The organism is Micropruina sp. (assembly GCF_047602385.1).
GTDB lineage: Bacteria > Actinomycetota > Actinomycetes > Propionibacteriales > Propionibacteriaceae > Micropruina.
On the sequence record NZ_JASGHL010000002.1, the window covers coordinates 558,468 to 581,500 of the forward strand.

Below are 23,033 nucleotides of genomic sequence, written 5' to 3' on the forward strand. Positions count from 1 at the left end.
GGTGAGCAGATGGCCACCGCGCTGCGCATCGCGTTCGTGTCGATGCACACCTCCCCCGCCGATCTGCCCGGCTCCGGCGATGCCGGCGGGATGAATGTCGTCGAGTACCACCAGGCCTTCGCGTTGGCCCGGCTGGGGCACCGGGTCGACCTGATCACCCGGCGCAGCGACCCGGCGCAGCCCGACGCGATGGAGCTTCTCGGACGCCGTCCGGTTGCTGCATCTGCCGGCGGGTCCGCCGTCCAAGCTGGCCAAGAGCCTGATCGACGCGCACGTCGAGGAGTTCTCGGCCGGCCTGGCCGGGCTCGGCGGCGGCTATGACGTGCTGCATTCGCACCATTGGATGTCGGGCGTCGCCGCCCTGCCGGTGGCCCGTCGCTGGGGCGTGCCGCATGTGCAGAGCTTCCACTCGGTAGCCGCGCTGCCCGGCTCGGCGCTGTCCGAGGGTGAGCCGCCGGAGTCGCCGGCCCGGGTGCCCGGGGAGCGCCTGGTCGCCACCGAATCGGACGCCGTCATCGCGATCAGCGCGGCCGAGGCCCGCACCGTGGTGGAGCGCTGCGGCGCCGAGCCGGACCGCGTGGTGATCGTGCCGCCCGGCGTCGACCGGACCATCTTCCATGCAGGCGTCCCGCTGGTCGATAGCCCACCTCCGCAGGTCGAGCTTGTCGAGACCCAGGCCCCGCCGGTCGAGCTGGTCGAGACCCAGGCCCCGCCGGTCGAGCTGGTCGAGACCCAGGCCCCGCCGGTCGAGCTGGTCGAGACCCAGGCCCCGCCGGTCGAGCTCGTCGAGACCGGCGCTGCCACACCGTCGACCAACCCCCGTGGCTATCTGCTCTACGCCGCCCGGCTGCAGCCGCTCAAGGGGCCCGATCTGGCTATCGGAGCGCTGGCTGAGGTGCCGGCGGAGCTTCGGCCCGACCTGCTGATCGCAGGGGACGTCTCGGTCGACTTCGCCGCCTACGAGGCGGACCTGCACGCTCTGGTCGCGGCGCACGGGCTTGGCGACGCCGTCCACTTCATCGGCCCGCAGTCCAGGGAACGACTGGCCGCGTTGATGCGTGATGCGCGGATCGTGCTCGTGCCGTCCCATTCGGAGACCTTCGGGTTGATCGCGTTGGAGGCCGAGTCGTGCGGGACGCCGGTGATCGCCTCCGCGGCCGGGGGGCTGCGCGAGGCGGTGGTGCACGGCGAGACCGGGCAGTTGATGGACTCACGGCAGCCCGAGGACTGGGGCACCGCGATCACCCGGCTGCTGGCCAAGCCGCAGCGACTGGCCCGCATGGGCGTGGTGGCGCAGATCCATGCCCGCCGGTTCGACTGGGACGTCACCGCGCTACTGCTCGAACGGCACTACCGGGAGGTGCTGTGACCGCGACGGACGGCACCGATCCGTTCGCCGGCGTGCACCGGGTGGTGTTCGCGCATGCTCATCCCGATGACGAGACGCTGGCAACCGGGGCTTTGATCCAGCACCTGACCGAGGTCGGGCTGGCTGTCTCGGTGGTGACAGCGACCCGGGGCGAGCGCGGTGAGGTGGTTGCGGGTTCGGGCGCACCCCCGGCCGGCAGCCCCGAACTGGACGCCCACCGTGAGGCTGAGCTGGCGACGGCACTGCGCGCGCTCGGCGCCGAGGGACCGTTCTTCCTGGGCGAGCCGCCGGCCCGGGCGTCCGGACTGCCGCCTCGGCGCTACCTCGATTCGGGGATGCGCTGGGTGACCCCGACCGTGGCCGGACCGGGCGCCGACGCGGGTCCGGACGCCTTCACCGCGGCGAGCGTGGCCGAGGCAGCGGCCGACCTGGCAGCATTCCTGACCTCGTGGGGCGCTGATCTGGTGGTCAGCTATCAGGCGGACGGTGGCTACGGCCACCCCGACCATGTCCGGATGCACCACGTCGCGAGGGATTCTGCTGCGCTGACCGGCATCGGTTTCGCCGAGGTGATCTCGATCCCGCGGGACGGCACCCCACCGGATTCCGAGGGCGTCGCGTGGTACGACCGCACCGATCGGCTGGCCGACCTGCTGCCGGCGCTGCACGCCCACGCATCCCAGTTCACCGTGGACGGACGCGACGTGATCCACTCCGGCGGGCAGCGGGAGCCGCTGCAACTGCGCATCGGCGTCCGGCTGGCCTGAGCCGGTTGGCTCCGCCCACGCCGTTGGTCGAGCCTGTCGAGACCCCTACCCAAGCCGTTGGTCGAACCTGTCGAGATCCATTCCCAAGCCGCTGGTCGAACCTGTCGAAATCCATTCCCAGGCCGCTGGTCGAGCCTGTCGAGACCCATTCCGCGCGAGCGCATACTTCTGGCGGCGGGTTTCGATCACACGTACGCGTAAATTCTTTCCGGCTATTCGGGTGGTCGGAATCGTTGATGGCTTCGTGGCTGTCGGTGTTTGTCCACGAATCGTGGCGGAATCACCTCCGCAATCCCATCGGCCGAGATTCTGATCTGCCACTGCAACTCCGGCGCCCGTTTCATGTCAGGTTCGAGCAGATTATGGTGATGTTTGCACAGCAGGCACAGATTCGACAGCGAGGTTTGACCGCCGTGTGCCCATGGGGTGATGTGGTGAGCGTCACAATCGGCAGCGGGCCGGTCGCAGCCGGGAAACACACACCCTTCGTCCCGCACCTGTAGGGCGCGGCGGATGTCCGGGGTGACCAGGCGCTGTTCCCGTCCCACGTCGAGGACCCCGGAGGCGCCGCCCAGAATGACCGGCAGGATCCCGGCGTCGCACGCGTACTGCCGTAGCTGCCCGGCAGTCAACTGGGTGCCATCGGCCAGCCCAGCACCTCGGCAATCACCAAGCAGATCCTCGTAGTCGATGAGTACCACCAGGTGCGGCCGATCCCCACCATGTTTCGGTGCGGCTTGCTGGATCGCGACCCGGCGAGCCAACTCCACCAGGGCATCAGCGCGGCGTTGCGGCCAGGACGGCTGCGGCACTGTCGGGTCGCGCAGTTCCAGGGCGGTGCGGTGCATCTGCTGCGCCAACGCCTCAATCTGTGCCTTGATCAACGCAGCATCCGCGCTCGGCAGAGAACCCTTGATGATGGTGGAACCATGCCCGTTGTCGGAGAAGTTCAGCTGCCGAGCCTGCTGCGCGTCGCGCAGCTCACGCTCCTGCCGTTTCGCTTCGACCTCGTCAGCCACCTCCGGCGCCACGACCTCCACCAGATGCCGGGAGAGGCCAGCAAGTTCGTGACTGTTGAACTCCTCACAAAACCCGACCATCGTCGCCTGAGCCTTCGCCTCAGCTTCGACACCCAGATCGGTGGGGAGCTTCTTCAGCACCTGGGTGATTGCTTGTGCTTGTCGCTCATTCGCCCGGCCGTCGCGCAGTGCGTCGCCGATCTGGGTGAACCGGTGCAGATCGTTGGCGTGGTGCAGCATCGCTGAGGCCTGACCCCGGGTGTACCGCAACTCTGACGCCAACCAACTCACGGTCGGGACACCATAAGCGGCCACCGCCGCCCCGCCACGGTCGACCTGGCCCAGCACGGTATGCACCACCCCGGACAACCGCGACTGCACCTGCAACAACTCAGCCACCAGGTCGAGTTGTTTCCGATCGGCCAGTAGTGGCACCTTGTCGTAGTCGAGCTCATCGAGCAAACCAGCCACCACGATGGCGAAGTCCGCCACCGTCGTCCCCGGCTCCACCGCGATGCTCATACCGTTGACCCTAAACGCCGCCACTGACAAAAACCGTCCACCAGCCAGCCCGGGATAAATCCCGTAGCCACACCGGTAATGCGATTCATGAAGACCACGTTAGAGGCCGGGTCTGACACTTTCTGCGACAACCAGGGGGGCCACGACAGTCAGGGGCGAGTGCGCCGATTCGAAGCGTCGCGCCCCGAGTTTCAGCGATATAGAGATCGCTCACCGATTTCGGGAAAACCCACCGATTTCGAGTCACAACACGAAACCGAGACACCTTTCCCACCACCGGCCACCGATGTCGAGATCGCTGCTCGGTCTCGGGAAACCGCTCGAACCGGGGATCTGGACGGACGGGACGGCTTGACGCCGACGAGCCGAACGTCGCCGGTCGGCTACCGAGGGGGTCCGGACTGCCACAATGACGCGGTGCAGACGACGTCCGACCGGTCCCTGCCGCCGCAATGGCTGCTGCTGATCATCCTGGCCGGCCTCGGCATGGTCGGACCGTTCTCGATCGACACCATGTTCCCGGCGTTCGCCCAGATGGCGATCGACCTGGGCACCACGCCACTCGCGCTGCAGCAACTGATCAGCGTCTACCTGCTGTCGTTCGCGGTGATGAGCCTGTTCCACGGACCGCTCTCGGACGCGCTCGGCCGCAAGCCGGTGATCCTGGTCGGCACCGGCCTGTTCGTGATCGCCTCGCTCGCCTGTGCAGTGGCGCCCAACTTCGGCTGGCTACTGGTCGGACGCGCCGCGCAGGGCCTGAGCGCCGGAGCCGGCCAGATCATCAGCCGGGCGATGGTCCGCGACATCTTCGCCGGCGAACGAGCACAGCGGGTGATGTCGCAGATCGCGATGATCTTCGGGCTGGCGCCTGCGCTCGCCCCGATCGTCGGCGGCTGGCTGCTGGTGCACGGCGACTGGCGCGGCATCTTCTGGTTCCTGACCGGCCTCGGAGTGCTGCTGCTGATCCTGGTCTGGCTGTTCCTTCCCGAGACTCACCCCGAATCGGACCGGACGCCGCTGAACGTCCGGCAGCTGTTCACCTCCCTGTGGGCGGTCTGGTCGGACCGCAACGGACGCCGGCTCGCGATCAACGGCGCGGTCAACTTCGCCGGCATGTTCGTCTACATCAGTTCGGCGCCGATGATCGTGGTCACCCTGCTCGGCAAGGGCGAACAAGACTTCTGGGTACTGTTCGTGCCGCTGATCTCGGGCATGGTGGCCGGCTCCTGGTTCTCCGGACACCTCGCCGGCCGGATCAGCGGGCAGCGGCTGGCGACCATCGGCTACTGGATCAGCCTGTCGGCCGGAGCGGCCAACCTCGCGCTGATGCTGGTGCCGTCTGCGCAATCGCTGCCCTGGGCAGTGCTGCTGCTACCGGTGCTCACCTTCGGTATCGCGCTGGCGTTCCCGATCCTGACCCTGGCGATGCTCGACCTGTTCCCGGCGAACCGGGGAGCGGCGTCCTCGGTGCAGAGCTTCGTCGCGCTGGTATCGAATGCGCTGATCGCGGGCGCGCTCGCACCGGCGGTCGCGTTCTCGTTGCCGATGCTGGCCGGGACCGCGCTGGTCCTGACCGGCATCGGGTACCTGATGTGGCGCCACCACCTGAAGTTGACCGCATCCGAGCCGCAGGCGCCGCCCGAACCCCCCGCCCACGAGCCGCTCGACGAGATGTGAGGACCGGCTCCGACCGGCACCGAGAACCGGTGCGCCAGCACGATGGCCTGGACGCGGTCCCGCACCTGCAGCTTGGCGAATGCCTGGCAACGCGGGTCGTACGGTCGTCTCGGCCGGATGCAGGTGCCGGGGGATCTCGACGAGTCGCGCGTTCGGCGGCGATCAGCCGACTGGCGAACTCCTCCGGCGACGCCTGCTGTGGGGCCGGGGCGACCGCCCGTCAGCTGCCCAGAATGGACGCCGTGTCCGAGACCGTCAGCTGAGGCGGGTAGAGACCCATCACGTGCACCGCCGCATCGTGGTTCTCCGCCGTCGAGCCGGCGCAGGCGTCGGCGGCGACGATCGCGTACGCCCCGGCGTCCGCTGCGGTGAGCGCGGTGGAGAGCACGCAGCAGTCCGTCGAGACGCCGGTGAGTACGACTCGTGCGCCGCGGCCGACGATGGCCTCCATCTCCTGCCCCCATTTCCCGAACGTCGGCCGGTCGAGGGTCGGACGCGTGGTCAGATCCTGCACCACCGGGACCAGATCGAAGATCGGATCGGACGGCGGCCGGTCCGCGAACGGCCAGTCGGCAAAGTACTCGCCCCAGGACGTGTCCCGGTCGGCGGTCGGCAGCCACCGGGTGATCAGCACCCGATCGCCGAAGGCCGGGGCAAGACGCCGGATATTCGCCACGGCAGCATCGAAGAACGGCGATGCCCAATCCGAATCGGGCGAAGCGAAAATGTTCTGCGGGTCGATCACGACCAGCCAGTGATCGAGTGCGCGGAATTCTGTCGAGGGGGTGGTCATAACGTCTCCTGTGATGGGGGTGTGCACATCGCTGCGCGGCCAGGTGAATGACAGTGAATCATGAGTGCCAGGCTTCAGGGCCGGGACCGGAAGATTCCCGCTCTACAGGGCGCCGAGGACGGCGTGCGCGATCAGCTGGTCGAGTCGCCGAACATCGACCCCCTTCCCCAGATTGATCGTGATGTGCCCCGCCCTGGTCCAGAGTTCAAGCTCGGAGTTGAAGTCGAAGGTGCCCGCGTTCTCGGACGACCACATGTTGATCGCCGAGTAGGGAAGCGAATAGACCTCCACCTTCTTCCCGGTCATACCTTGTGCGTCGCGCACTATCAGCCGCCGACTCGTGAAGATCGCCGTGTCGCGGAAGGTGCGGTAGGCGGCCACTGGTCGCTCACCCGGAATCAGCATCGACCCGACATCGTTGGGAATCGGCACCTCTGACTGAAAGGTCCAAGCGGTGGTCACATTCAGTTCCGACGGCATTCTGTCTCCTTTGCGGGTGGTGATGAAGCAAGAGTAGGAGCAGTTCGGCGATACGGAGTCACCGTCGCAGCACCACCAGATCCTGGGTTGCGCGAGTCATCGCCACATACCGATCCACTGCACCGGTGACGCCCGGCTCGAATGCGTCGGAGTCCACCAGCAGCACCAGGTCGAATTCCAGTCCCTTGGCGCCTTCGGCACTCAACGACCGCACCCGGTCCGTTCCCAGATACGAGGGGTCGCCGATCACACAGGCGATGCCGGCCGGGTGTTCGGTCAGCCATTCGGCCAGGACCGCGTCCCGCTCAGTCGTCGACGCGTACCGCACCGGGACGCCGGTGCTGCGGATCGAGGTGGGCACGGTCACGTCCGGCAGCGCGGCGGTGATCACCGGTTCGGCCGCGGCCATCACCTCGGCCGGCGTCCGATAGTTGACGGTCAGGGTCGACACCCGGATGTCGGCGAAGCCGACTCGCGCCAGCCGTTCGGCCCAGGACTCGGTGAATCCATGCCGGGCCTGCGCGCGGTCGCCGACCACCGTGAAACTGCGCGAAGGGCAGCGGCGCAACAACAGCTGCCACTCGGCGTCGGTCAGCTCTTGGGCCTCGTCGACGATCACGTGCGCGAACGGCCCGGCCAGCGGATCGGCGTCCGCGGACGGCAGCGCTTCACCGTGCACCAAGGAGTCGCGGATGCTTTCCCGGTTGAGCAGCTTCAGGCCCGACTCGGGGTCGTCGTCGGCCGCCAGGATGTCCTCGACCACATCGTCCATGTAGGACCGGTCGGCGGCCTCCTGAATCCGGCGCCGACGGTTCCGTTCCGGCGCCTCGGGGTCGCCCAGCCGCTGCCGCATCGCGTCGAGCAGCGGCAGGTCCGGAACCGTCCACGGCGAGCCCTCAGGCCGCTTCAAGGCACGCACCTCGTCCGGACTCAACCAGGGTGCGCAGCGCCGCAGGTAGGCGGGGACCGACCACAGGTCCGCCACCAGGTCGGACGGCTCCAGCACCGGCCAGGCGCGGCGGAACTCGCGCCGGAACGCCCCGTTCTCTTCCAGCGCGCGGCGGACGTCCTCGCGCGAGACTTCGGCATCGACCAGCAGACCATCGGGGACGTGGTCGAGCGGAATCTCGAGCAGCGCCTCCCAGACCTGCTCCTGGGACTCGTTGTGCGGAGCGCCGGCATCGATCGACTCGAACGCCTCCAGCCAGTCCGCCGCGCGTACCCGCAGGTCGAGCCACGGCGTCTCCACCACCAGGGTCCTGGTCGGCGGCTCCTCGTACAGTGCGACCGCGGGCTCCACCGCCTCGGCCATCCGCACCGACGACTTCAGCCTGGCCACCTCGGGGTCGATCTCGGCAACGGCGTCCGCGCCCTCGGGCAAGAGGTCGCGCAGCGTGCAGGTCCGGACGCCCTCTTCGCCCAGGCCGGGCAGGATGTCGGCGACATAGGCCAGGTAGGCCTGGTGCGGGCCGACGAACAGCAACCGGCCGCGACTCCCGCCCAGCCGCGGGTCGGCGTAGGCGAGGTAGGCGGCACGGTGCAACGCCACCACCGTCTTGCCGGTGCCGGGACCGCCGTCCACCACCTGCGCACCGGACGAGCCGGCCCGGATCACCGCGTCCTGGTCGGACTGCAGGGTGCCGAGCACGTCGCGCATCCGGGCCGTCCGCGATTCGCCGAGGCTGGCCAGGAAAGCCGACTGATCGTCGAGCGCCGCGGTCGGGACGCCCGGGTCGGCGACGAAGGACTCATCCCAGTAGTCGGTGACGTGGCCGTTCATCCAGCGGTAGCGGCGGCGTCCGGACAACCCCAGCGGGTGCGCCCGGGTGGCGGCGAAGAACGGTTCGGCCGCCGGGGTGCGCCAGTCGATGAGCAGCTGGCGTCCGCTGCGATCGGTGAGCCCGACGCGTCCGATGTAGACCGGGTCGCTGCCGTCGGCGAAGGTCATCCGGCCCAGGCAGGCCTCCCAGGCGAACCGGCGCAGCAGCCGCAGCCGGGTGCTCAGCCGGTGGATCTCCAGGTCGCGATCGAGGGCTTGGCGACCCCGGCGCGCGGGCGCCGACCGGAGTTCGTCGAGCCGGGCGGAGACATCGGCGACCTGGTCGGCGATTGTCGCGGCGATGGTCGCCAGATGTCGTTCGTCGGCAGCGATCAGGTGCGGATCGGCCTTGGCCGCGAGGCGTCCGGGAAGCTGGAAAGCGGTCGTCACAGGGGGCATGGCGGACGATTCTGCCCCCTGGGTGGGGCCTTGCGGCAAGACCCCCCATGGGCTATAGCTTGGAAGTGGCAGGTGAGTGGTAGCGTCACGCGCCATGGCACCGGGCTACATCCACGGACATTCCGCGAGCGTGCTGCGCTCGCACGGCACCCGTACCGCCGCCAACTCCGCGGCCTACCTGCTGCCCCGACTGCGACCCGGCCAGTCCCTGCTCGACGTCGGCAGCGGGCCGGGCAGCATCACCGCCGACCTGGCCCGGCTGGTCGCGCCCGGACGGGTCGTCGCCCTGGAGACCTCGGCCGAGATCCTCGCGGTCACCCGGGCCGGGGTCGAAGCCGCGGGCGGCACCGGCGTGGAGTACCTGGTCGGCGACGTCCACGCCCTCGACCTGCCCGACGACAGCTTCGACGTGGTGCATGCCCATCAGGTGCTGCAGCATCTGCCCGATCCGGTCCAGGCGCTGCGCGAAATGGTGCGGGTCTGTCGTCCGGGTGGGGTGGTCGCGGTCCGGGACGGCGACTACGCCGGCTTCATCTGGTTCCCGACGATCCCCGGCTTGGACCGCTGGCTGGCCCTGTATCGCGGTGTGGCTAGGGCCAATGGTGGAGAACCGGACGCCGGACGCCGGCTGCTCAGCTGGGCCCGGGCCGCCGGCTGCGAACGGCTCATCGCAACGTCCAGCACCTGGTGCTACGCCGACCCGGCGTCCCGGGCCGCCTGGGGACTGGACTGGGCCAACCGCATCCTGAAGTCGACCTTCGCCGAGCGGGCGCTCGACGCGGGTCTGGCGACGCCGTCCGATCTGGCCGAGATCGCGGACGCGTGGCGCGACTGGGCGGGCCGCGACGACGGCTGGTTCAGCCTGGTCCACGGGGAACTGCTGATCGAAGTCTGATCGCGGTGTGAGTAGGTTGTGCGCATGCAGGGAATCCGTCTGAGCACGGTCACATTGGGTGCTGCCGATCCGGTGTCGCTGGCGCGCTTCTACGCGCGGCTGCTCGGCTGGACGCTGGGCCCGACCGACGACCCGAGCTGGGTGGCCGTGCGCAACCCCGACGGCGGCGTGGGCATCGCCTGCCAACTGGAGAAGCATCATGCCCGGCCGAAGTGGCCCGGTGCGGCTGGTGATCAACAGATGCAGGTCCACTTGGAGATCCAGGTGGACGACCTGCAGGCCGGGCTGCAGCACGCCCGTCAGTGTGGTGCCCGGATGGCCAGCTATCAGCCGCAATCGGACGTCCGGGTCTGTATCGATCCCGCGGGGCACCCGTTCTGCCTGTGGGTCGAGGGCTGAGTGCGAGGCCGGCTCCTCAAGCGGTGACGTCGGCGACCGGAGCCCCGGTGAGCCGGACCAGGTCGTCCGGGGTGAGTTGGAACACCGCGTGCGGATGACCCGCGGCGGCCCAGATCACATCGAACCGGAACAGCTCGGTGTCGATCAGCTCCACGCTCGGAGTCGCATGCGCGACCGGTGAGACTCCGCCGATCGAGAATCCGGTCGACGCCTTGACGAAGGCGGCGTCCGCCCGGGCCAACTCGCCGACCTTCATCGCCACCTTGATCTCGTCCACCCGGCGGTCTCCGGAGGTCATCACCAGCACGGCGGCGTCATCGGCACGCCGCCGGAAGATGATGCTCTTCACGATCTGGCCGAGTTCGACGCCCAGGGCGTCGGCGGCGTCCTGGGCCGTCCGCGCCGAGTCGGCCAGCAACTGCGGGGCATGCGGATGGCCGAGCTCGGCCAGTCGATCGGAGACGCGTCGGGCACCCTCGGGCAGGTCGGAGGTCATGCGCCCATCCTGCCCCAGAACCGCCCATCGAACCGGCAGGCTCAGAAGTGCGGCAGCATCCAGCTCAGCACGGCCGTGGACTGCAGGCCGATCAGCAGGCACAACACCACCAGCATGCCGACGCTCCACCACAGCACCTTGCGCAGGATGTCGGACTCCCGGCCCAGCAGGCCGACCGCGGTCGCCGCGATGGTCAGGTTCTGCGGGCTGATCATCTTGCCGACCACGCCGCCGGAGGTGTTGGCGGCGACCAGCAGCGTCGGGTCGATTCCGGCCTGGTGCCCGGCCGTCTGCTGCAGGGTGCTGAACAGTGCGTTCGCGGACGTGTCCGAGCCGGTCACGGCAGTGCCGATCCAGCCCAGGACCGGCGAGAAGAAGGCGAAGGCGGCGCCGGTGCCGGCGATCCAGGTGCCGATGGTGATGGTCTGCCCGGACAGGTTCATCACGTAGGCCAGGGCCAGCACCGAGGCCACCGTCAGGATCGAGTAGCGCAGCTTGACCAGCGTCGCCCACAGTTCGCCGAACACCGCCCCGGCGGAGACCCGGTAGACCAGCGCGACGATGAACATCGAGATCAGCAGCGAGGTGCCTGGCGAGGATAGCCACTGGAAGTTGTAGATCGTCGAGGCGCTGGGCTGTCCGGACGCGGTCAGGATGTGGCCGTCGAGCCCCGGCCAGCGAATCTTCAGGTCGGTGGACGCCATCCAGTTCTTGACCGGATCGACCAGCTTGGTCACCGAGAACACCGCGATCACCAGCAGGTAGGGGAAGAGCGCCATGAAGATCCGGCCGCCGTCGAGGCGTCCGGTGCTCTTGGCGTCATGCAGCCTCGGCAGTGCGGCGCGCTCCTTGTCGGTCATCGACGCCAGTTCGGCGTCCCGGTCGGCGTGCAGGGTGGCCAGCGCATCCGCGGCACCAACCGGCTTCCAGAACTTCAGGAAGCCGACGGCGGCGGCCAGGCCGACCAGCGAAGCGATGATGTCGGTCAGTTCGACCGACAGCCAGGTGGCAGAGACCCACTGAGCGACGGCGAAGGCCAAACCGGTGACCAGGGCGACCGGCCAGAGCTGCTTCATGCCGCGCTTGCCATCGGCGAGCAGCACCAGGATGAGTGGGACGAACGCGGCCAGGATCGGGGTCTGGTGCCCGACGTAGGCACCGATCTGCTGGTAGGGAATCTTGGTCAGGTTGCCGGCGGTGATGATCGGGATCGCGATCGCCCCGAAGGCCACCGGCGCCGTGTTGGCCACCAGGACCACGACCGCGGCCCGCAACGCCGAGAAGCCGATCGCCATCAGCATCACGCCGGTGATCGCCACCGGGGCACCGAAGCCGGCCAACGCCTCGAGCAGGCCGCCGAAGCAGAACGCGATCAGCATCGCCTGCACCCGGGGATCGTCGCTGACCAGCGCGAAGACCCCGCGCAGGTCCTCGAACCGGCCGCTGACAACGGTGATCTGGTAGAGCGCGATCGCGGTGAAGACGATCCACATGATCGGGAAGAGCCCGAACACGGCGCCCTGGGTGGCGGACAGCAACGCGAGCACGGGTGGCATCCGCCACGCGAAGACGGCGACCAGCACGGCGACCGCCAGCGCCGTGAGGCCGGCCCAATGCGCCTTCCAGCGCAGCCAGCCGAGGGTGACGAAGATGGTGATCAGCGGAAGCAGCCCGACCACGGCGGACAGCCATAACGGGCCGAGCGGTGAGATCTGTGGTGTGTAGTTCATCGGTTTCTCCTGTGTCTGGCGTGATGGACGACGGTGTCTCAGCGGACAGAAAGGGGTCGGGTGAGTTCTTCCAGCAGCTCGATGGCGTGCCGGTAGCTCTGGCCGGTAGCCCGGCTCATCCCGAGTTCGCAGGTGCGATTCGAGGACAGATAGGCGTCGAAGTCGCCGGATCGCACCTCGGCCGCCTCACGGGCAGTGGCGGACGCGGTCAGCTCCGGGTGCAGCAGGCCGCGGTCGCCAGCGAAGGCGCAACAGCCGGCATCGAACGGGATCACCACCTCGTCGGCGCAGGCGGCCGCAAGATGGCGCAGATGCTCGACGTCGCCGGCATGGCGATCCGAGCAGGTCGGATGCAGCACCACCCGGCCGAGCCGTTGCGGCACGTCCAGCGCCGGCAGCACCCGCTCGTCGACGAATGCCGACGAGTCCAGCACGGTCAGGGCGGCGATCCGGCCGGCCAACTCGGTCTCCCCGGCCACCTCCAGATCGTGACGCAGGCTGTGCAGCCCATGGGTGCACGAACTGGCCTCGCAGACCACCGGGAGCCGGCCGTCCTCACTGGCCCACAGCAGCGACGCCGCGGTCCGCACGGCCATCGCTCCGGCGCCGTCGACCAGACCCTTCGAGCGCCACACCGTGCCGCAGCACAGCGACGGCAGGTCGTCGGGCAGCCGGACGCCGACGCCGGCCCGCTCACACAACGCCAGGAAGGCCCGGGCCGGGCCGAGCTCGGCGGCACCCCCGGACGGCTCGAAGAGCTCGCCCATGCAGGAGGCGAAGAAGACCACCTCGGCAGGTCCGGTGCCGGCCGGCAGCTTCGCCCGGGAGCGGCCCGGTCCGGGCAGGTCGTCGCCGGCACTCGGCACCAGGTCGGTCGGCAACACCTTCCGGACGGCATCGGTGACGGCCGCCAGCACCCCGCCGGGCACCTTGTCGGCCACGGTCAAACCGGCTCGCAGGCTGGACAGCGTCGGTTTCCAGTGCTCCGCCAGCCCGACGCCGATCCACTGCGCGGCCGCGGGCTGGGCGTCCTGGCGTTTGTGCTTCATGAAGACGCCGGTGTCGATGCTGACCGGGCAGGCCAGCACGCACAGCGAGTCGGCGGCGCAGGTCTGCACCGCCGCATAGGAGTAGTCCGGCTCGATTCCGGGGACCCCGGCGGCGACATCGCGCAGCAGCGCGATCCGTTGCCGCGGGGTGGTGGTGACGTCCTTGCTCGGGCAGCTGGGCTCGCAGTACCCGCACTCGACGCAGCGGTCGACCGCGGGGTCGACCAGTTCCGGCCGCTTCAGGTCGCTGAGGTGTGCCGCCGGGTCGGTGGCGATGATCACCCCGGGGTTCAGCACGCCGTCCGGGTCGAGCAGCCGTTTCACCTCGCGCATCACGTCGTACAACTCGGGGCCGTACTGACGCTCGACGAACGGCGCCATCGCCCGGCCGGTCCCGTGCTCGGCCTTCAGCGAGCCATCCACACCGAGGACCAGGTCGACCAGTTCGTCGGTGAAAGCGGCCAGCGCCTCCACCTGCCTGGGGTCGCGCAGGTCGGGGTCGATCATGAAGTGCAGGTTGGCGTCCTTTGCGTGGCCGAAGATCACCGAGTCGCGATACCCGTAGCCGGCGCACAATTTGCCGAGAGTGCGGACGGTTTCGGTGAGCGCCGGCATCGGCACCACGATGTCCTCGAGCAGCGCGGTGGAGCCCGGACGACGAGCGCCGGCGACAGCGGTGTAGAGGCCCTTGCGGACCTGCCAGGCCCTGGCCCGGGCAACGGGGTCGGCCGAGAAGGCCACCGGACCGGCCGCGGTGAGACCGGCCAGTCGCGAGACCACGACGCTCAGGTCGGCGACGGTACCGGCGAGTTGGTCGGCATCGCGTCCCTGGGCCTCGACCAGCAGCGCGGTGTGCTGCCGGACGTCGAGGCCGACCAGCACGTCCAGCGGGTTCGGCAGTGCCCGCGCCACCCGCAGCGAGGCGGCGTCCATCAGCTCGGCGGTGCGGGCGCCGGCGGACACCAGGCCGGGCAGCGCATCGGTGGCCTGGGCGATCGTGTCGAAGATCAGCAGCGCGGTGGACGCCTTCGGCAGCAGCGGCACGGTGTCGAAGGTGGCCGAGGCGATGAAGCCGAGCGTCCCCTCGGAGCCGACCATCAGATGAGCCAGGATCTGCACCGGATCGTCGAAGTCCAGGAACGAGTTGATCCCGTAGCCCATCGTGTTCTTCATCGAGAACTGGTGGCGGATCCGGAGCACCGAGTCGTGGTTGCCACGAATCCGGTCGCGCAGCCGGGCCAGACCCTCCCACAGCCGGGGTTCGGACGCCTTCAGGTGGCTGTCGGCGTCCTCGGCCGCGGTGTCGATGACGGTGCCGCTGAGCAGCACCAACTCCAGCCCGGCCAGGGTGCGATAGGTGTTCTGGGTGGTGCCGCAGGCCATGCCGGATGAGTTGTTGGCGACCACGCCGCCGACCGTGCAGGCGATCTCGCTGGCCGGGTCGGGTCCGAGAGTGCGGCCGTAGGCCGCCAGACGCGCGTTGACCGCACGCACCGTCGCCCCGGGCTGGCAGCGCACCCGCGCCCCGCCGTCCAGTACGTCGACGTCGCGGAAGCCCCGCCTGGTGTCGATCAACACGCCCGAGCTCACCGCCTGGCCGGACAGCGAGGTGCCGCCGGAGCGGAAGGTGACGCCGACACCGTGCGCGCGGGCGACGGCCACCGCCTGCGCGACATCGGGGGTACCGGTGGCCAGCACCACGGCCTGCGGGCGGACCAGGTAGTGGGAGGCGTCGTGAGCGAAGCGGGAGAGATCGATCGGCCGGTCGGTCACCTGGTCGTCCCCGATGGCTCGTCGCAGTGCCTGCACGAGAGTGCCATCGACCATGGTCGCTCCTTTGCAACGGTCTGACCATAGAAAAGTAAGATCAACGATGGTCAGATGTCAAGAAGAGCTGACATACTGCGGCGGTGGCAGCGAGGAACGACCCCGCGCGGGTCGAGTGGCAGCAGATCCCGAGGACCCGGGCCTACGAGTTGGTGATCCGGCAGATCGAGGATCAGATCCTGGCCGGAGCGCTGCACGTCGGAGATCAGCTGCCCGCCGAACGCGACCTGGCCGCCAAACTCGGCGTCAGCCGCGCGGCCGTGCGCGAGGCGATGCGTGCGATGGAGGCCCAGGGCGTGGTGCGGTCAGGGGTCGGGGTGGGTCCCGACAGCGGCACCTTCCTGACCTCGATGCCCAGCAAGGCGCTGACCCAGTTCCTGCGGCTGCACATGGCGCTGGCCAACTTCCCGATCGCCGACGTGGTGGAGACCCGGATCATGCTGGAGCGCTGGAGTGCCCGGCTGGCCGCGCGGCAGGCCTCCGCCGACGACCTCGCCACGATGGCGAACCTGCTGGACGCGATGGACGCCGAGACCTCCGATATGGCCGCGTTCAACGAACTCGACACCGACTTCCACGTGGCGATGGCTGAAGCCGCCCACAACTCGCTGATCACCGAGATGACCACCGCCATCAGGCATTCGATGCGGTCGATGGTGCTGGACTCGTTCCGCGACCATGGCGACTGGAAGCAGCTGTCGGACGCGCTTCGCGCTCAGCACCGGGCAATCTACGACGCGATCTCCAGCCGCGATCAGCAGCGCGCGGCGGACGCCGTGGAAGAGCACTTGCGCAGCGCCAACGACATGCTCGGCTGGGGAGAGCTCGCCGACAACCAGCGCTGAGGCTTGGGCAGACCCGCCGAACGGGAGCAGTATTTCCGCAGGGCGCGCGGTGCACCTATCGATGTTCCGTGCCAACGGTTGGAGGAGCCATGCCCGTACCACGCAATGACGCCGCGATCGACGTGCTGTCCAGGGTTCTCACGCAGGGACACCACGACCGTCCGGCCGATTTGGTCGACTATCCCGGCTACACCATCGACGAGCCGGACGGCTGGCTGTGGCACCATCCGCAGGCCCAGCCGCCGCTGCAACAGCCGGACGCATACGACCTCGCCGACGCCCTGCCCGGCTCCCGGCTGCACGACACCCCGGGACAGGTTCTGGACGCCGATCGCTCGACCACGCCGTTCACCGCCGAACAGCAGGAGTACTGCCGGCGCAGCCTCGACGTGACGATGAAGGGCGGCACCACCAGCGGGGTCATCTATCCGCTGGCGCTGTGTGAGCTGGCCCGGCACTTCCGGTTCCGCAACCTGGGCGGCGCCTCCGCGGGCGCGATCGCCGCCTCACTGGCCGCCGCCGCCGAGCTCGGCCGGACGCGGCGGGCGTCCGGGGCGATCCGCAACGACATGCTCGGCACCGAGCAAATCGCCCAAGGTCGGTTGCGCCAGGGCTTCGCCGGACTGGCCGACGTGATCTCCTGGCTGACCCAGCGGGACCGTCCGCAGGCGGCGGAAGAGTTCCGGCTGGTGCAGCTGTTCAAACCTACCCTGGCCGGGTTGCCGCTGTTCCGGGTGCTGGCCGCCGGGATGCGCCATCAATACGTACGCGGTGCCCTGCTGCTGCTGTTCAGCCTCGACGTCAAGGCGCTGGCACTCACCCTGGTCCCGTTCGTGCTCGCTCCACTCGGGCTGTCCGCGGCCGCCGGCTGGCGCTGGGGCGGGGGCTGGTGGAGCCCCGGCAACTACGGCTGGTCGGTACTGCTGCTGTGGCTGGCCTTCGGCTGGGTGATTCCCCTGGTCGCGCTGTGGTTGACCAGGCCGCAGCGGACGCCGGACGCCCCGCCCAGCGGGTTCGAGGAACCGATTCCGATGCCACCGCCGCCGGTCGAACCGCGGCCCTGGCTGCGCACCCTGACGATCACCATCGTGGCTGCGCTGACCTGGGTGCTGACCGCGCTGTATGCCCTGGGCTGGCGGGGCCTGTTGCTCACCGTGGTGTTCCTGGTGGCCGAGATGGCCTTCGTGCTGGTCGGTTTCGGTGTCGGCATCGCGATGTTCTCGACCACCGCCAAGGACCACCGCTTCGGACTGATCGGCGGCTCCGGGGCCGCCGCCGACGACACCACCTGGCGGGGACGGCTGGCCCGGCTGTTCGACAGCGCTGCCGGCATCCTGCCGCCCACCACGGTCGGGGCGAACCTGACCGACTGGCTGACCACCGCCCTGGCGGACCTCGGCGGGCTGGGCGCCGATGAGGTACTGCGCTTCGGCCACCTCTGGTCGGGGGGCGACTACTCCCCCGGCGATCCGGACGGCAGTGGACGCCGGGCAGCCGACAACTCACGGCTGCGCTCGATCAACCTCGAGTTGATGAGCACCGAGCTGGTCCGCCGGGCGCCGTACCGGTTCCCGCTGCCGGCCGCCGAATCGGCCGCCGACCAGCTCTGGTTCGATCCGGCGGACCTGACCGGCCTGCTCCCCGACCGGGTGGTCGCGGCGATGATCGCGGGCTCGGCGCCGCGCCGGGTCCGTTCGCTGGCCACTGGCGCCGACGTCGTCCTGTACCCGTTCCCGCAGCCCTGGGATCTTCCGGTGGTCTTCGCCACCCGGGCGTCGCTGGCGTTGCCGGCACTGTTCCAGGCCGTCCGGCTCTACGAACTGCGCGAGGGCTCGGCGCCGGTGCGGACCGAGTTCGGCGCCCGGGTTGCGCACGGCGCGTCCGAACTGCGCTGGCCGGGTGCGGACGGCGTCAACGAGGTCGCCCAGGAGCTGTGGCTCACCGACGGCGGCGTCACGTCCAACTTCCCGATCCACCTGTTCGACTCACCGCTACCGCTGTGGCCGACCGTCGGCATCGACCTGGGCAGCCATCCGGCCGGCGCCGGGCATCAGGACGTGTACCTGCTCGGCGATGCCGGGGCGGCCAAGACGCTCGGCAGCCCGATGCGGCGGGCGATGAGCAGCTTTGTCGGCGCCGTGCTGGGCACCGGTCTGCAGTGGCGGGATACCGCGCAGCTGTCGATGCCGGCCTTCCAGGCCCGGATCGCGGTCGTCCGGCAGCGCGGCTACGAGGGCGGCAACAACCTGTTCATGACCAGGGACGATGTCGCTTCGCTGGCCCTGCGCGGAGTGGTCGCCGGGATGCGGCTGCGGCGCCGGTTCGCCAGCGATGCCCAATGGCAACGGCAGCAGTGGCTGCGGCTGCGGGTGGCCGCGGAAAGCCTGGCCGGCTTCTCGGACCGGCTCCGGGTCTCGCTGCGCGAGCCCACTTATGCGGCGCTGGTCCCGGACCAGCCGGGGACGCCGCCGCAGTCGGTGCTGGACGCCCTCACCGGCCAGTTGGCCGGGCAGGCCGACCCGAACCCGCCCGCCGCGGCTCCGGGCGCACCCGATCCGGCCGTCGAGTGGTACCGCCCGGCGGCTCCGGCGTTCTTCGACGAGGTGGAGGCTTTGCTCGATCCCGCGCGGGCTGGCGCGGCCCACCCGGACGTGCTGCGGGCGGGCGCCCCGCGTCCCTACGCGCAACTCCGGCAAGTGCCGCGCGACTAGCAGTTTCGCTGATCGAGTCGGGTCTCGACACGCTCGACCAACGAGGCCCTCCGGCGAGTAGGGCTACTGGATGCCGGCCGCCTGAACACCTCGGACGGCGTCCAGCGCCACTGTGTCGCCGTCGGACTCGGGCTCGGGGCCGCGTCCCCACAACCAGCGGTCGATCTCTTCTGCGTTGCCCGCGAACCCCGCGGTGGGCGGTAGGTCGGTGATCCGCAGGATGCCCGGCTCGTCATAGCTCTTGCCCGACTGGCCGACGCCGCGCCACCGACCGGGTCGCAGCAGCACAGTCCGTTCGACGTCGGTCAGGGTGAGTGCCACCACCCCGTCGGAGGGCACGAACTCGAAGCCGGGCAGGGTGCCCCACCAGGCGAACATCACGTCGACGGCGTGCAGCACCCCGTCCACGGCCACCTCCGGATCGATCGGGGTGACCGGACGTCCGGCCACCAACTCGGCGTCGATCCGGTGCATGACGGCCTCATGCAACTGCATCCGGCGGGTGAAACCGACGGTTTGGTCGGTGGCGAACCAGGACCAGGCGGGCTGCTCGTCGACCCGCTTGTCGAGCTGCTCGGTCAGCGCCACGGTTTCGGCGTCCAACAGCGCCAGGGTGGCCGTCAGGTCGTCCGGACGCGGCGGCTTGTCGGCCTCGACCGCCTCGGAGTCCTCGTCGGAAAGTGCCCCGGAGTCGAGGATCCTGGCCCAGAAGGCATGCACCTCGGTCAGGTGCCAGGCCAGGTCGGCGGCCGTCCAGTCCGGACAGGTCGGAACGGTGGCCGCCGGGTCGGCGGCGCTCACCGCCTCGGCGAAGCGCGCAGTCTCCGTCCGGATCAGCTGGGTGTGGTCGATCATCCCCTGACCATACGTCACGCCCAGCCGGACGCGGTCGGGATAGCCTGCGGGCGTGGATTCCCCGGTCCGGGTGCTCGTCGTGGACGACGACGCGGCGGTGCGCCTGGCCTATCGCACGATGCTGGCCCCCACCCCGAGGTGGTCGTGGCCGGCGGCCTGGTGATCACCGGGTTGGCCACCGTCGTCCCCACCCTGCCCGCGCAGCGATCGCCCGAACCGCGGGTGATCGCCCGGCTCGTGGCGGAGTAGCGCCCCTGGCGTCCAAGGTTGGTTGGGCCTGAAACCATAGGGACGTGATCCATCCCGCCCCGGCCGATGAGCGACCGCTGCCCGGTATCGCCGCACCGCTGGCGGCCGCCATTGCGGCGGGGCTGCTGACCGTGCTGACCTGGTGGGCGTTCGTGACCACGCGCCCCGGGCAGGTGCTCGAGGCGCTGGCGATGGCCGGCTCGCATGTCGGCGCCTCCCGCGTGAACGACCAGGCAGACCAATTGCTGGCCACCGTCTCGGTGCCGATGGTCGCCGCGGTCATCCTGGTGGTACTGGCGATCGGATTGGCCCGTGGACGCCTGGTCGCCGGCCTGGCCGCCGCGGCGGCCGTCGGCGGGGCAAACGTCAGCACCCAGCTGCTCAAGTACCGGATCTTCGAACGCGACGACCTGCTGAGCCTGGGTAGCTGGAACGGCACCAACACGCTGCCCTCCGGGCACACGACGGTGGCCGCATCCGCGCTGGTCGGGCTGGTTCTGGTGGTGCCGCCGGTACTGCGCGCACTGACCGCTGCAATCGGCATGCTGGCGGTATCGGCGTACGGCCTGGCCACGCTGGTCAACCAGTGGCACCGGCCCTCGGACGTGATCGCCGCTGTCCTGGTCAGCTGCGGCTGGGGCTGTCTCGCGGTCGCGGCGATCCGGGTCGCCGAGCGCAGCGGACGGCACCGCGACGTCCGGCACTCCCCCGGCATCGCCTCGGCGGTATTGGTGGGGCTCGGCGGCTGCGGACTGCTGCTCGCCCTGGCCGCCGGCTTCCTGGTTCGGGACGCTGCGGCGTCCGGCGCTGACCGGGCAACCGCCGTCATCGCCTACGCGGGCGGCATCGCCGCCCTGGCGGGCACCGCCGCCGTCTGCTTCGGCGTCCTGCTGCGGCTCCTGGACGCCACCCGGCCTACTTCCCGCGTCCGGGAACGGGTCGAACCGGGCGGTGTCGAGGCTGCTGAGCCGGCGCCGCCGGGCTGAACCAGCTGCCGGTCAGCGGCGCGGCGCGCTACCACCGGTCGGTGTGGTGCTGGTGTCGATCGGCACGGTGAGCGCGACCCGGTAGCCGGTGTCGACGCTACCGGTCACCGTCGCCATCTGATGCGCCGCGCCGTCCTCGCCGAAGACGTTGTCGGTGCTCAGGCTGACCGCGGCGAGGTTCGTTCGGGACGCCGAGTACCGGTCGGTGGCGTAGACCGTGTCGCAGACGTCCTTGGGGAACGCCAGTTGCGACGTGCAGATCCGCTTGTCGGCATCGGCGATGCTGGCCTGGTCCGGGTACACCTCGAAGTGGACGTGCGGCCAACGTCCGGAGTAACAGGCCGGGAAGATGCTGGTGAAGCTGACCTTGCCGGACGAGTCGGCGATCTGGACGCCGCGCAGGTAGTTCTCGCTCTCCAGGCCTTGGGAGTACATCGAGTAGTTGCCGCCCGCGTCGCAGTGCCAGACGTAGACGGCGACGCCGGCGAACGCTCCACCGCCGCCCGCCAGGTCGAGGATGGTCAGGGTCATCGTCATCGGCACACCCTCGGCCTTGGTGGTGCTGGTGCCGAAGCTGCGGGTGATGTCCGAGCGGACCACGCCGCTCTGCTCCAGAATGTCCGGGCCGTTGGTGCCGTCCGCCGGGTAGGGACCGTTGGTCTCGTCCGGGATCTCGGTGAGCCCGGTGGAGCTGGACGCGGTCGCGGACGTGCTCGACGACGCGGACGCACCGGTGCTGCAGGCGGCGAAGGTCAGCCCCAGCGCACCGACGCCGGCCAGGCCGAAGATCCGCCGCCGGCTCAACATGGTGCCGATGTCGAACTGGAGACCCTGGTCGACCAGCTCCTCATCTGGATGGGCGAGCGGACGTCCCTGGTAGCTGGGTGGGCCGGTGCGATGAGCGGTCATGGTGGTTCCGATCTGGACGGGTACAAGCTGTCCAGATCATCGTCGCGGGTCAACCCGGACGCGCGCTGTGTGTCTTCTGTGGGCCCGCTGTGCGACAAACAGGGTTGTCGATGGCGTCCGCTCGGGCCATACGACCGCCGCGAACTCAGCGTGTTCGGCCGGCAGCTCTCCGCGACGGGTGCGTACAAGATCCCAGTCAGGAGCGAAGCTCGCCGCACTACGTGCCGCCATTGACGATGGCTGCGCCGACCTCGCCGCCGGCAGATACGTCGAGATCGATGATGACCAACTCGACCACTACCTTGCCGCGCTCGGCAACGCCACCAACTCGACCCCGCACATCGCACCGGTCGATGTCGATCGAGACGGTGACTGAAGGACCCGTTCACTGCGGTCACTGGCAGGTGGGTTCGCTCGTCATCGCGGTGGCACTTCTGTGAAGAGCGCTTCGTGCACCATGACGCGGGCAGCGTGGCTCAGCATCCGATCCGAACGATGGCTCTCGCCTTTGCCGATGTTGGCCAAGCACGTCCCAGAGTTCGTTCCAGACCACGTAGACCTCACCCTGACTGACCGGGCTGCCGTCTCGGTGCGACCAACCCAGTGCGGTCAGCGCCTGCGTGACCGCGCCGACATCGATCGAGCCTTCCGTGGTCGCCATATGCACAAGGACGACGACGGTCGCGTCGGTGTGAAAGGACTGCTCGTCGGGAGCAAGCGTGTCGACAAGGTGCGTCCAGAGCGCGTTGGGGTCCTTCAAAGCAACTCGTCCGAGTCTCGTGAGTCGCAGCGATCCCTTGTACTTGCGCAGCAAACCGATCGATTTCACGTACTCGCGGAAGTGGAGCACAGGGCGCACATCGATCTCGCGGGCATCTTGTGTATCCAGTCGCGCATCGTCGGCATCACCGCAGCAAGGGTTTGCACGTCGGCGGGCCTCAGGTAACCTGCGGCAGTCAGGGGCAGCCCGTCGCCGTCAGCCTGCTCGAGCAAGTGGCGATACGCAACCAACGCCTCGGCATGGTCGACCGGGTCGCCGAGCACCTTCGCCATCGATACCTCGACGGCTCGGTCTTTGAACGCCTGCCCCAACGGAGTCTTCTCGCCGAGGGTATTCAGCACGTCAGTGAGCACAGGATTCAGATCCCAGGCCACGCGGCGGTGGCGTAGCGGTCCGACTCCAGGAGGGGGGTCTGCGGGGCGGTGGAATGCAGAAGTCATAAGGCGTTGTCCATCT

Annotated in this window: 21 protein-coding genes; 10 read left to right on the plus strand and 11 right to left on the minus strand. The window is 69.4% G+C overall.

Annotated elements, in window-relative coordinates:
* Positions 1-9: 9 nt before the first annotated feature.
* From QM711_RS07580 to QM711_RS07590, 3 genes are read left to right on the plus strand one after another with little or no spacing between them, the layout of a single operon-like run.
* Complete coding sequence (locus QM711_RS07580) at positions 10-321, plus strand: hypothetical protein (protein ID WP_415097884.1); 312 nt, start codon at positions 10-12, stop codon at positions 319-321.
* Complete coding sequence (locus QM711_RS07585) at positions 215-1,369, plus strand: glycosyltransferase (protein WP_415097886.1); 1,155 nt, start codon at positions 215-217, stop codon at positions 1,367-1,369. The genes QM711_RS07580 and QM711_RS07585 overlap by 107 nt, the downstream gene beginning before the upstream one ends.
* Positions 1,366-2,136 carry a PIG-L family deacetylase gene (locus QM711_RS07590; protein WP_415097888.1) on the plus strand — a complete coding sequence of 257 codons (771 nt, stop codon included), beginning with the start codon at positions 1,366-1,368 and terminating at the stop codon, positions 2,134-2,136. Before QM711_RS07585 ends, QM711_RS07590 begins: the two co-directional genes overlap by 4 nt.
* A 212-nt stretch (positions 2,137-2,348) precedes the next feature.
* Here QM711_RS07590 and QM711_RS07595 read toward each other — a convergent pair whose 3' ends face one another.
* On the minus strand, positions 2,349-3,677 hold the full coding sequence (locus tag QM711_RS07595; protein WP_415097890.1) for a DUF222 domain-containing protein: 1,329 nt from the start codon (positions 3,675-3,677) through the stop codon (positions 2,349-2,351).
* Positions 3,678-4,094: 417 nt separating this feature from the next.
* Between QM711_RS07595 and QM711_RS07600 the strand changes: the two genes are divergently transcribed.
* Positions 4,095-5,354 carry a multidrug effflux MFS transporter gene (locus QM711_RS07600; RefSeq protein WP_415097892.1) on the plus strand — a complete coding sequence of 420 codons (1,260 nt, stop codon included), beginning with the start codon at positions 4,095-4,097 and terminating at the stop codon, positions 5,352-5,354.
* Between the two features lie 220 nt (positions 5,355-5,574).
* Here the strand turns inward: QM711_RS07600 and QM711_RS07605 are convergent, their stop codons facing one another.
* The 3 genes from QM711_RS07605 to helR form a co-directional block, all read right to left on the minus strand.
* A complete protein-coding gene (locus QM711_RS07605) occupies positions 5,575-6,147 on the minus strand; it encodes a cysteine hydrolase family protein (protein ID WP_415097894.1) in 573 nt (190 codons plus the stop codon).
* Between the two features lie 102 nt (positions 6,148-6,249).
* A complete protein-coding gene (locus QM711_RS07610) occupies positions 6,250-6,627 on the minus strand; it encodes a PH domain-containing protein (RefSeq protein ID WP_415097896.1) in 378 nt (125 codons plus the stop codon).
* A gap of 58 nt (positions 6,628-6,685) precedes the next feature.
* Positions 6,686-8,845: an RNA polymerase recycling motor ATPase HelR gene (gene helR, locus QM711_RS07615; RefSeq protein WP_415097898.1), complete on the minus strand. Its 2,160-nt coding sequence runs from the start codon at positions 8,843-8,845 to the stop codon at positions 6,686-6,688.
* Between the two features lie 94 nt (positions 8,846-8,939).
* Between helR and QM711_RS07620 the strand changes: the two genes are divergently transcribed.
* Together QM711_RS07620 and QM711_RS07625 are read left to right on the plus strand one after the other, a co-directional pair.
* Positions 8,940-9,740 carry a methyltransferase domain-containing protein gene (locus QM711_RS07620; RefSeq protein ID WP_415097900.1) on the plus strand — a complete coding sequence of 267 codons (801 nt, stop codon included), beginning with the start codon at positions 8,940-8,942 and terminating at the stop codon, positions 9,738-9,740.
* Between the two features lie 24 nt (positions 9,741-9,764).
* A complete protein-coding gene (locus QM711_RS07625) occupies positions 9,765-10,139 on the plus strand; it encodes a VOC family protein (protein ID WP_415097902.1) in 375 nt (124 codons plus the stop codon).
* 16 nt (positions 10,140-10,155) lie between these two features.
* On the opposite strand, the gene QM711_RS07630 is transcribed toward QM711_RS07625, so the two are convergent.
* Genes QM711_RS07630 through QM711_RS07640 form a run of 3 tightly spaced genes read right to left on the minus strand, consistent with a single transcriptional unit; the run spans position 10,156 to position 15,241 of the window.
* Positions 10,156-10,635 carry a YbaK/EbsC family protein gene (locus tag QM711_RS07630; protein ID WP_415097904.1) on the minus strand — a complete coding sequence of 160 codons (480 nt, stop codon included), beginning with the start codon at positions 10,633-10,635 and terminating at the stop codon, positions 10,156-10,158.
* 41 nt (positions 10,636-10,676) lie between these two features.
* Positions 10,677-12,365, minus strand: a complete 1,689-nt coding sequence (locus QM711_RS07635; protein ID WP_415097906.1) for an L-lactate permease — start codon at positions 12,363-12,365, stop codon at positions 10,677-10,679.
* A 38-nt stretch (positions 12,366-12,403) separates the two neighbouring features.
* Positions 12,404-15,241, minus strand: coding sequence for an FAD-binding and (Fe-S)-binding domain-containing protein (locus QM711_RS07640; protein ID WP_415097908.1), 2,838 nt, complete (start codon positions 15,239-15,241; stop codon positions 12,404-12,406).
* Positions 15,242-15,324: 83 nt separating this feature from the next.
* Between QM711_RS07640 and QM711_RS07645 the strand changes: the two genes are divergently transcribed.
* Both QM711_RS07645 and QM711_RS07650 read left to right on the plus strand, forming a co-directional pair.
* The gene (locus tag QM711_RS07645) at positions 15,325-16,086 is read left to right on the plus strand and encodes a FadR/GntR family transcriptional regulator (protein ID WP_415097910.1); all 762 of its coding nucleotides are present in this window, start codon (positions 15,325-15,327) and stop codon (positions 16,084-16,086) included.
* A gap of 89 nt (positions 16,087-16,175) precedes the next feature.
* On the plus strand, positions 16,176-18,797 hold the full coding sequence (locus QM711_RS07650; protein WP_415097912.1) for a hypothetical protein: 2,622 nt from the start codon (positions 16,176-16,178) through the stop codon (positions 18,795-18,797).
* A gap of 63 nt (positions 18,798-18,860) precedes the next feature.
* On the opposite strand, the gene QM711_RS07655 is transcribed toward QM711_RS07650, so the two are convergent.
* The gene (locus tag QM711_RS07655) at positions 18,861-19,652 is read right to left on the minus strand and encodes a maleylpyruvate isomerase family mycothiol-dependent enzyme (protein WP_415097914.1); all 792 of its coding nucleotides are present in this window, start codon (positions 19,650-19,652) and stop codon (positions 18,861-18,863) included.
* 293 nt (positions 19,653-19,945) lie between these two features.
* Between QM711_RS07655 and QM711_RS07660 the strand changes: the two genes are divergently transcribed.
* The gene (locus tag QM711_RS07660; protein WP_415097916.1) at positions 19,946-20,887 is read left to right on the plus strand and encodes a phosphatase PAP2 family protein; all 942 of its coding nucleotides are present in this window, start codon (positions 19,946-19,948) and stop codon (positions 20,885-20,887) included.
* A 12-nt stretch (positions 20,888-20,899) separates the two neighbouring features.
* On the opposite strand, the gene QM711_RS07665 is transcribed toward QM711_RS07660, so the two are convergent.
* Positions 20,900-21,796 carry an intradiol ring-cleavage dioxygenase gene (locus tag QM711_RS07665; protein WP_415097918.1) on the minus strand — a complete coding sequence of 299 codons (897 nt, stop codon included), beginning with the start codon at positions 21,794-21,796 and terminating at the stop codon, positions 20,900-20,902.
* 178 nt (positions 21,797-21,974) lie between these two features.
* Between QM711_RS07665 and QM711_RS07670 the strand changes: the two genes are divergently transcribed.
* Positions 21,975-22,172 (plus strand): hypothetical protein, encoded by a 198-nt coding sequence (locus QM711_RS07670; protein WP_415097921.1) that lies wholly within the window; start codon positions 21,975-21,977, stop codon positions 22,170-22,172.
* A gap of 18 nt (positions 22,173-22,190) precedes the next feature.
* Here the strand turns inward: QM711_RS07670 and QM711_RS07675 are convergent, their stop codons facing one another.
* The gene (locus QM711_RS07675; protein WP_415097923.1) at positions 22,191-22,646 is read right to left on the minus strand and encodes a hypothetical protein; all 456 of its coding nucleotides are present in this window, start codon (positions 22,644-22,646) and stop codon (positions 22,191-22,193) included.
* On the minus strand, positions 22,622-22,951 hold the full coding sequence (locus QM711_RS07680) for a hypothetical protein (protein WP_415097925.1): 330 nt from the start codon (positions 22,949-22,951) through the stop codon (positions 22,622-22,624). Before QM711_RS07680 ends, QM711_RS07675 begins: the two co-directional genes overlap by 25 nt.
* Positions 22,952-23,033: the final 82 nt, after the last annotated feature.